Raw genomic sequence first — 9,253 nt, forward strand, 5'->3', positions numbered from 1 at the left:
TGTAAATAGTTTTTTTGTCATTTTCAACATTCTCCGATCCCAATTTTCCTTTTATTATACAAGAAATACCCTATAGAATAGACTTTTTTCAAGTGTCTATTCTATAGGGTACATTTTATATGGGGCATACCTTTTAAAACGTATATGCAGAATATATATTCCCTATATTGTAGCACTAATTATAGCTATTATATGCCAGGCTACAATTAGTGAATATGGTATTTCTTATTTAAGTGAATGGTTTAATCGCTCATGGACGATTGAAAGCTCTTCAAGCTTAATAGCGCAACATATTTTATTGGTTGGGAAATACAATACAGATGCATATAACGGTGTGATTTGGTCACTTGTCCATGAAATGCGAATATCAATAATTTTTCCGTTAATTTTGATGATTTGTTTACGAAAAACGTTGAGGTGTTCATTACTATTATTGTTTAGTTTAAGTATATGTTCTGTTGTAATATTATTTTTGTTTCGTTCGGGCTTAACATTGACAAGCTATGCATTAACAGTGCATTACACGGTGCTGTTTTTACTAGGAGCACTAGTTGCGAAGTATAAAAACAATTTAATAGTTTTTTATAGTAATTGTACTAAAAACACGAAAATTGCATGGTTTTTATTTGCGATTTTACTTTTTATGTATGAAGGACTTATTGGAGAAATTAAAGTGCTCAATAATTTTATATTTCGAGACTACGTAGTGGCGATAAGTGCAAGTCTATTTGTCATATTAAGTTTGTCAATATCAACTTTGTCGTCCTTGCTACGTAATAAATACTTGTTATATTTGGGGAAGATTTCTTACAGTCTTTATTTATACCATATTATATCGTTGTTCTCCCTTATATACATGCTCCATGAAATATTACCATTGCCTATTATTTTAATTTTTTCACTTGTTTTTTCGTTTATACTTGCAATACTTTCGTATGTATATGTAGAAAAGTTTGCATTCAGAGTCGGAAACTATGTAACAAAACAAGTGGACAGAAAGAAGAGAGAGTTATCTGTAAAGAGTGACTTGCAGGATGTTATTCAGAAAAGGGCGGTGAAATAATTGAAGCAAGAAATGAGTATAAAAGATTTTCAACAATTATTGAAAAGAAGATTCGTAACGATTATTTTAACGATGTGTTGTTTAACCGCTTCTTTAGTTCTTATCTCAATGTATGTTCTAAAGCCGTCATATCAATATTCAACGCAAATTCTTGTTGGGAATTTAGATGAGTTTAATAAGGAAAATTCAACAAATAAAACACAAGAAAATAAGCAACTAGTAACATCGTATGTTGATATTTTAAAAAGCCCATTAATTATTTCAACAGTCAAAAAAACTTTGAAATTAGAGCAATCAAGTCATGAATTAGCACAAAAAATCTCGGTTGTGAATACGGATAACTCACAAATTGTAACTGTTACAGTAAAAGATTCCAATCCGAAAGTCGTGAAAGACATTGTAAAGACATTGGCAGAGCAATCACAACAAAGTTTTCAACAGTACACAAATGTACAAGGTGTGAAAGTGTTGACGGATCCTGAGTTACAGGAACAGGCTGAAAAATTGTTTCCAAAATTTCAACTAATCATTCCTATTTCTTTAATTGTTAGTTTTTTTGTTGGGGTAGGTTTAGCTGTATTCCAAGATTATTTTGATGAACGTATATACACGGAACAAGATTTAGAGAAAATAACAACAGTCTCTGTTATTGGTCACATAAATATGAAACCGAATAGAAAAAAGAAACCTACAGAGGTTGATAAACAATCATCTATATATCGAGGTGAACATGTTGATGTTTAGGACAAAGAAACAGCTGCCATTCGATCTGCATGATGATCTGATGAAAGAACAGTTTTATACGGTGTATCACGAGCTAAAAAAATCTGGAAAACAACTGTTCACAGTTAGTTCAACGAAGGACAGAGGGGTTGTTGCCTCGCTTATAGTAAATATGGGTCTAGTGTTTGCGGAAATGAAGAAAAAGGTGTTACTTATTGATGTGAATTTTTCTGATCCTAAATTACATGTATTATTACAAAGTGATCACATGATAACAGTAAACGATATAATAAGCTCTTCCCCCTGCAATTATGAATCTTTTTCTAGTAATTTGTCTAAATACTTATATTGTATTCCTGCAAAAAAAACAGTACACACAGGGACCCCCTTAGTTGCTATGGATGAATTTGATAATGCGATTGCTAAGTGGAAAGAAGATTTTGATTACATTTTCTTTTATTCTTCTGAAGTATTTGATCTTCCTGCTACGCACATTATTGCAGGGAAATGCGATGGAGTGGTCTTAGCAGTTAAAAAGCGAAAAGATTCACTACGTACAGTGCAAAAAGTAATAGCGGATATAAAGAGGAAAGAATGTGAATTAATAGGTATAATTTTATATTCTTGAATGTGGGGGTAACGATCCATGATTCGTGAAACAAATCAAGCCAAGTTGTATACGATTCCGGCTCAAGAAAAGCCTAGTATATTGAATCGAAGTGTAAAACGCTTGTTTGATATTATATTTTCAATCATATTGTTACTATTAACAATACCAATTATGTTGTTCTTTTGTATTATGATTACTTTAGAAACATCAGGTGCTCCATTTTACTTTCAAGAACGTTTAGGTATAAACGGGAAGAAGTTTAATGTATTTAAATTAAGGTCGATGGTAAAGGATGCTGAAATGAACGGACCACAATGGGCAAAAGAACATGATCAAAGAATTACAAAAGTTGGATTGTTTATAAGAAAAACGAGAATTGATGAATTACCGCAACTTTTAAATGTTTTAAGAGGAGATATGTCTTTTGTAGGCCCTAGACCAGAGAGAGAGTTTTTTTATAATGAGTTTGATGCGTATATTCCAGAGTTTAAGGAACGTTTAATAGTAAAACCAGGATTAACAGGATGGGCACAAATAAATGGAGGGTATAATCTTGATCCAAAGGAAAAGTTGAGGCTGGATATGGAGTATATTGAAATGAAAACATTTCGGATGGACATCCGTATTTTATGTAAAACCGTTTTAATTGTATTGAATGGTAATGGTGCAAGATAAATATATATGTAAACAAACAACATATGTAAGTAGGTTACTTGCAAAGGAGAACTGGTATGGGTAGATCTATTCTAAACAATATTATCCATCTATTTTATAGTACGATTTTAGCTAACCTTCTTCAGGCCGTCAGTTTAATTGTTTTAGCAAACTTTTTTAACACACAACATTATGGGATGTTTAGTGTTGCCATAGCAGTGACGTTTGTTATGTTATTTTTTACAGACTTAGGACTTAGTAATACGTTTCTTCGAGAAGGGGCAAAGGATGGAGCAGATTTAGAGCAGATTTTATCATCGTATATAAAAATAAGGATGATTCTACTTATTTTTATTTCTATCATCGGTTATATTGCTATTCATTATATGTATGCGGATAAAAATTTAATTTATATGATGATAAACGTAATGTTTTTCATGTTAATAGGATTAACTTGGCAAAACATAGGGGTTGCCTATTTTCAACTGACGGAACGAATGAAGTATATAGCGCTCATAAAAGTTGTATCAGCATCAGTTGTCATTATAATTACATGTTTTTGTATTTTCGGAGAGTTACCGGTGTATGTAACAGCTCGCTTATATGCTTTTGGGTATATGATCGGTGGTGTATTCAGTATATATATCATGAGAAGAAAGACGAAAATGAATATGAAAGTCGTAATTCATAAAGCGTTATTTTGGCAATTAACTCCCTTTATTATTAGCGGTTTTTTAATAATGAGTACGCCACAATTAGCGCCTATCTTGCTTAACTATACATTGCCATTAAGTATGGTAGGTGTTTTTGCAGTGGCGTACCGGATGCCGGCAGCTTTATATCAAGTACCAGGGGTAATTGCAGGTGCATTTTTTCCAGTGCTCTTTAAGCATTATAACCAGAATAATTTAGAAGCGCATACGAAATTAAATTTGCTTCAAATTAAATCAATGGCGATTGTAGGAATATGTATGACGATTGGTTTATATCATTTAGCACCATACTTTATTTCTATATTTTTTCATGAAGAATGGAGCAATGCAGTAGAACCACTCCAAATATTATCATTTCTTATTGTGCTACAAAGTTTAAATATTGCCATTGCTGACGGTTTAACGACGAGTGGATGCCAAAATAAGAGAACTGTTGTGCAGTGTGTAGCATTGGTGATAGGTGGGGTTATGCTTTATAGCTTTAGTAGTCTTGGTGGAGTGATAGGAGCGGCATACGCTATGGTTTTATTTGAAATTGTCGCTTTAGTGGGATATATAGCGGTAAGTGTAGTGAAGAAAAAAATTGTATTCCAAATTGTAATGCCGTATACAATTTATTTTGGTGTAACCTTTATTGGAGTGCAATATATATTGCATACATATCATTTAATTGCGCTTGTTCTTAATATACTAATTGTAGTAGCTGCCATATTCCTATATGATTATGAGCTAAAAAAACTTCTTCTTTCTTTTATAAGAAAAATACGCAAAAAGGATTATATTACGAAACAGGGGATATAGCCTATGGAAAATAGTATGAAAGTATCGATGGGATGGATTATTCTTCTAATATTATTTGTTATGTTAAGTAAATACAATTTATATATTGGATTTTCATTGAAAATATATATGATTTTTTTAGTCATATATTTTTGTTTAACAATTAAAAACTTTCATATTCAAAAGTTATATTTTCATGAAGTTATATTTTTACTGTTTTATTTCATTTATTGTTTAAGTGGAATTCTTTCTATGTATTTAAATGCTAGTATTCGTATGATTTTTGGCGTGCTACTCGTTTTAGGATGCTATTTTATAATGAGGAATTTATTGGGGAATACTGAAATAGTGGTACTTGAATCATCTATTGCTTATGTAGGAGTAGTATTTAATATTGTAAGTCTAATACTCTATATAATCGGTTTACAATACTTTAGTTTATACGGTGGAGAAGAGAGAGAAATTTTTGCTGGTTTATTAGTTGATAGAGGATATCCACGGTTAATTGGATTGCTAGATGATCCTAACATTTTTATTTTCTATAATACAATATTTTTTATGTACTATATGACTAATTTACAAAATATCACTAACATCCTAGGGTTAATTTTATGTGTTACGACGAGTCTATTAACCTTTTCAAGGGGTGGTATATTAGCGCTTGTGCTTGTCGTTTTTGTATATATATGTATGTCTAGTTTCGCTAAAAAAATAAAAATAATTATGAGTTTAGTATTGTTTAGTGTAGTTATTTTTAGTTTATCGAATAGTGTAATGGGGGGCCAATTAGATGACATATTAAATAAACGAATCTCTGATTTTTTCCATGATAATGGAAGTGGTAGATTTACATTATGGGAAGCTGCTTTTAAATATTATTTATCCAATCCATATATCGGAATCGGTGCTTTTAACTTTTCGAATTATTATGAGTATCAATTTAATGAAAAATTGTATGTACACAATACATTTTTAGAAATTTTGTCTGAATCGGGTACAATTGGTTTTCTTCTATATAGCGCGTTTTTATTCATATTAATATTCAAGCTAGCGCAGCATACTTTGTTTCGTGAAAAACCATACCTTCTATTGACTATGATTGCATTTTTATTTCAGATGATGTCATTGTCACTCATTATTAACGAAGCGTTCTTTTTATTTTTAGCAGTTGTTGTGAAGTATATTTCAATATATGAAGGAAGGGGAAAGATAGATGGTAAAATGTCTATCAGCACATAACGAGCCGCCTTATGTTTCTGTAATAACACCTTCTTATAATAGTATACGATTTATAGGTGAGACAATTTTATCTGTACAGAATCAATCGTATGAAAACTGGGAAATGATTATCGTTGATGACGGTTCAACCGACCAATCTGCGGAAAAAATTAAAGAGATAATAGAAGGAGACTCACGAATTAGATTATTATCATTAAAAGAAAATGTTGGTGCTGCTAAAGCTCGGAATTTAGCGATCCAAGAGGCAAGAGGAAGGTATATTGCCTTTTTAGATAGTGATGATATATGGTTGCCGCATAAATTGAAGACACAATTGTTATTTATGGAAGAAATGAATATTGCTTTTTCATATGCGTCGTATAGTTTAATTGATGAAAATGGTAATGAACTAAATCGCGAAGTGAGTGTACCAAAATCTGTTGACTATCATTATTTAGTAGGAAATACAATTATCGGGTGTTTAACAGTGATGATTGATCGTGAAAAAATTCCGTATGTAGAAATGCCTAGTATACAGCCGGAAGATACAGCGTTATGGCTGAACTTATTACATAAAGGGTATGAAGCAAAAGGGATACAGCAAGTGTTAGCAAAATATAGAATTGTTACAAATTCTGTTTCTAGAAATAAAATTAGAGCAGCTTTCCGGTATTGGAAATTGTTAAGGGAACAAGAAAGACTGAATTCGGTACAAATTTTTTACTATTTCAGCAAGTATGCTTATCATGCTTATAAAAAAAATAAAATCAATGTAGTTGGGAAGACGCAATTATGAATATACTGTTGATGACAGATAAATTGATAACTGGCGGAGCCGAGAGCTATTTCTGTAAATTGGAAAGTAATTTGCGTTATGAGGATTTTAAGATTTATACAGCTGCAGGTGATGGAGAACTATATGAATCTCTTACTAGAAAAGAAAATTTCATCTTACTTAGTCGATGGAATCATTTGAGGAATATTTATTATTTACGAAACGAAATTTGTAAACGAAAGATAGAACTTATTCATGCAAATAGTTTGCGAATGGTATTATATGCTTTGCTACTTCAAAAGTTTATTAAAAAAAAGATGAAAATTGTTTATACGAAACATAATGTAACGATATTAGAAAAGAAAATGCCAATGCTTTTTCGTTATTTCATGAATAAATATGTAAACAATATTATTACAGTAAGTGAGTTTGAAAAGAATAATTTAATTTCAATTCATGTAGCAGAAGAAAAAATAAATACAATTTATAACGGTGTCGATATTGAAAAGTTTTTATTCCAGCAGAAAAAGAAAGAATCTACATATAAAATAGGGATATTAGCTAGATTATCCAAAGAGAAAAACCATCTACTATTTGTCAAAATTGCAAATGTGTTGAAAAAGAGAAATGATTTTATGTTTTATATTGCTGGTGATGGACCAGAGAAAGAACCGATTATGAAAGAAATAGAAAAATATGGATTGCAACAGAGTGTAAAGATGCTAGGAAATATTTCTGAGCCGCATGAGTTTATAGGGAATATGGATGCCTTACTTTTATTATCTTTTCGTGAAGTGTTTCCAATGGTAGTAATTGAAGCAATGGCTACAGGGACACCAATAGTTTCAATAGATGTTGGTGGAATACATGAAGCAGTAATAGATGGAGAATCAGGTGTTTTGATATCTGAATATTGCGAATATGAATTCGCGAGTGCGCTTGAGGAACTACAAGGGAATGAAGAAAAGGTAATTGCTATTAGACTAAAAGCACGAGAGAAAGCAATGATGTATTTCTCGTTAACTAAAATGATAGAGGAAACGAAAAATATATATGAATTAAACAAATGACCGGGTAGGTCGTTTGTTTTTTTTATTATAGAAACTTTTAAGAGACAACTCACATATTATATGAAAAAGGTAATATGAGGAGTGAATTTATTTTGTCACAATATATTTCTTCCCAAGAAGATTGTGTGCCAGAAAGTAGCGTTCACATTAATTGTTTTGGCGCAGTTCCAAACTCGGGAAATGATAGCTCATTAGCAATTCAGCAAGCTATTGATTATTGTGTAGCGAATCGAATTTCGACGGTTAGAATTACCGGGGTAAATACGTACAAAATTGTAAAGCCGATTGTTATTAAATCAAACGTAAGATTAGAGTTAGATCCTACCGTAACGCTGCAAATTGATGGAGATTTTAATGCATTTGAGCTACAAAGTAACGCTTCGATAGTTGGTGGTACTCTTCAAGTTATAAATCCATTGTTTCAATCTGTTGTTATTTATGTTTCTGGTTCACAACAAATCGAAGTACCTAATCAATCTGTTATATCAAATATAAATATAGTAAATGCAACCCCATCGTATAAAGGAAAAGCTATACATTTTTATTGTCAAAAGGCATGGGATTTTATTAGTTTCTTTCAAGTTAAATTTATTCAAATTAAAAACTTTCAAACTGCAATACATTTGAAGACAGAATATATAAATGATATCAATACACCTTGTTGGATTAACGCCAATGTATTTCAATCTATATTTATTGATGGATGTGTGTATGGGATTGAAGTAGATGGAAATAGTGATTTACCAAATGAAAGTTCAGGAAATACGTTTCATGATATTCAAGTACAATGTAGACAACAAACGAAAAAAGTAATTCGTTGCTCAGGTGCGTATAATACATTTGATTGTATGATCTGGGATACGTACCGGATGAGTAGTGAACAAATTGTCATTGAATTTTCTTCTAATTCTCATCGTAACTACCTTTTTTCAAATCTGCTTTCGACAACTATTGTAGATAAAGGGCAATATAATGTTTGTAAGTCTACCTATGAAGAATCTCTTCGAATTCAGTTACCGATTACGTTAAATAAACCTCACTTAATAGGCAATCAAGATGATATATTAGTAAATGCTCAGCAAAAGTATATTGTTAAGCAAGTAAGTGGGAAAGTACCGTACGGTGGAAATCTAGCAAATTGCTTTAATTTAATAGATGAACAAAGTGTAAACTATATTGACGTTCCAGATAGTAATCCAGTTGTTATTGAACTGGATTTTACGAAAAAACCAATACAAATGTTAAATTGTTTCGGAATGTATTTTGGATGGGGAGAGAGTCCAAAAAAAATTAAAATTGAATATGCATTAAGCGCAACTGGAAATTGGGTTATCGCATCGGATGTTCCATTAAATGTAGGCGATACAATTATATCGAATATGAAGGCGAATCAACTATATAAAGTAAGAATTACATTAAGTGGTTATTCTCAAGATCATAAGCGTTTTCGAATTAATCGTATCTTTGCAAGATCTTCTCTGGAAAACGGGAATGCTTGGTTAGCGACAACTGGTGGCAGAATGTTTGGAGATATTGAAATAGAGGCAAGTAAAGGTATAATCATGAAGACTGCTAGTGGAGCGAAATGGAAAGTTACTATTAATGAAGCTGGTCAACTTATTACGACTAAAATAACTTGAGAGGGTG

The 9,253-nt window shown here is 31.5% G+C and carries 8 protein-coding genes and 1 pseudogene; all 9 read left to right on the forward strand.

From position 1 onward, the window contains the following. Nucleotides 1-109 precede the first annotated feature (109 nt). Nucleotides 110-1,063: pseudogene (locus CGQ22_RS27075) on the forward strand (acyltransferase family protein); the annotation flags it as partial. Next, nucleotides 1,064-1,807: a YveK family protein gene (locus tag CGQ22_RS27080; RefSeq protein WP_089149589.1), complete on the forward strand. Its 744-nt coding sequence runs from the start codon at nt 1,064-1,066 to the stop codon at nt 1,805-1,807. Then, on the forward strand, nt 1,794-2,414 hold the full coding sequence (locus CGQ22_RS27085; protein ID WP_002163913.1) for a CpsD/CapB family tyrosine-protein kinase: 621 nt from the start codon (nt 1,794-1,796) through the stop codon (nt 2,412-2,414). The genes CGQ22_RS27080 and CGQ22_RS27085 overlap by 14 nt, the downstream gene beginning before the upstream one ends. A gap of 18 nt (nt 2,415-2,432) precedes the next feature. Continuing rightward, complete coding sequence (locus tag CGQ22_RS27090; RefSeq protein WP_089149590.1) at nt 2,433-3,071, forward strand: sugar transferase; 639 nt, start codon at nt 2,433-2,435, stop codon at nt 3,069-3,071. A 56-nt stretch (nt 3,072-3,127) separates the two neighbouring features. Beyond that, complete coding sequence (locus CGQ22_RS27095; protein ID WP_000533737.1) at nt 3,128-4,564, forward strand: oligosaccharide flippase family protein; 1,437 nt, start codon at nt 3,128-3,130, stop codon at nt 4,562-4,564. Between the two features lie 3 nt (nt 4,565-4,567). Continuing rightward, nucleotides 4,568-5,782, forward strand: a complete 1,215-nt coding sequence (locus tag CGQ22_RS27100; RefSeq protein ID WP_061883948.1) for an O-antigen ligase family protein — start codon at nt 4,568-4,570, stop codon at nt 5,780-5,782. Then, nucleotides 5,757-6,557, forward strand: coding sequence for a glycosyltransferase family 2 protein (locus tag CGQ22_RS27105; protein ID WP_000237679.1), 801 nt, complete (start codon nt 5,757-5,759; stop codon nt 6,555-6,557). The genes CGQ22_RS27100 and CGQ22_RS27105 overlap by 26 nt, the downstream gene beginning before the upstream one ends. Further along, complete coding sequence (locus tag CGQ22_RS27110; RefSeq protein WP_089149591.1) at nt 6,554-7,606, forward strand: glycosyltransferase family 4 protein; 1,053 nt, start codon at nt 6,554-6,556, stop codon at nt 7,604-7,606. Before CGQ22_RS27105 ends, CGQ22_RS27110 begins: the two co-directional genes overlap by 4 nt. 92 nt (nt 7,607-7,698) lie before the next feature. Then, entirely contained in the window at nt 7,699-9,246 is a 1,548-nt protein-coding gene (locus CGQ22_RS27115; protein ID WP_000084977.1) for a glycoside hydrolase family protein, read from the forward strand. Nucleotides 9,247-9,253: the final 7 nt, after the last annotated feature.

Origin of the sequence: Bacillus sp. M13(2017), from assembly GCF_002218325.1 — a bacterium.
GTDB classification, from domain to species: Bacteria; Bacillota; Bacilli; order Bacillales; family Bacillaceae_G; genus Bacillus_A; species Bacillus_A thuringiensis_K.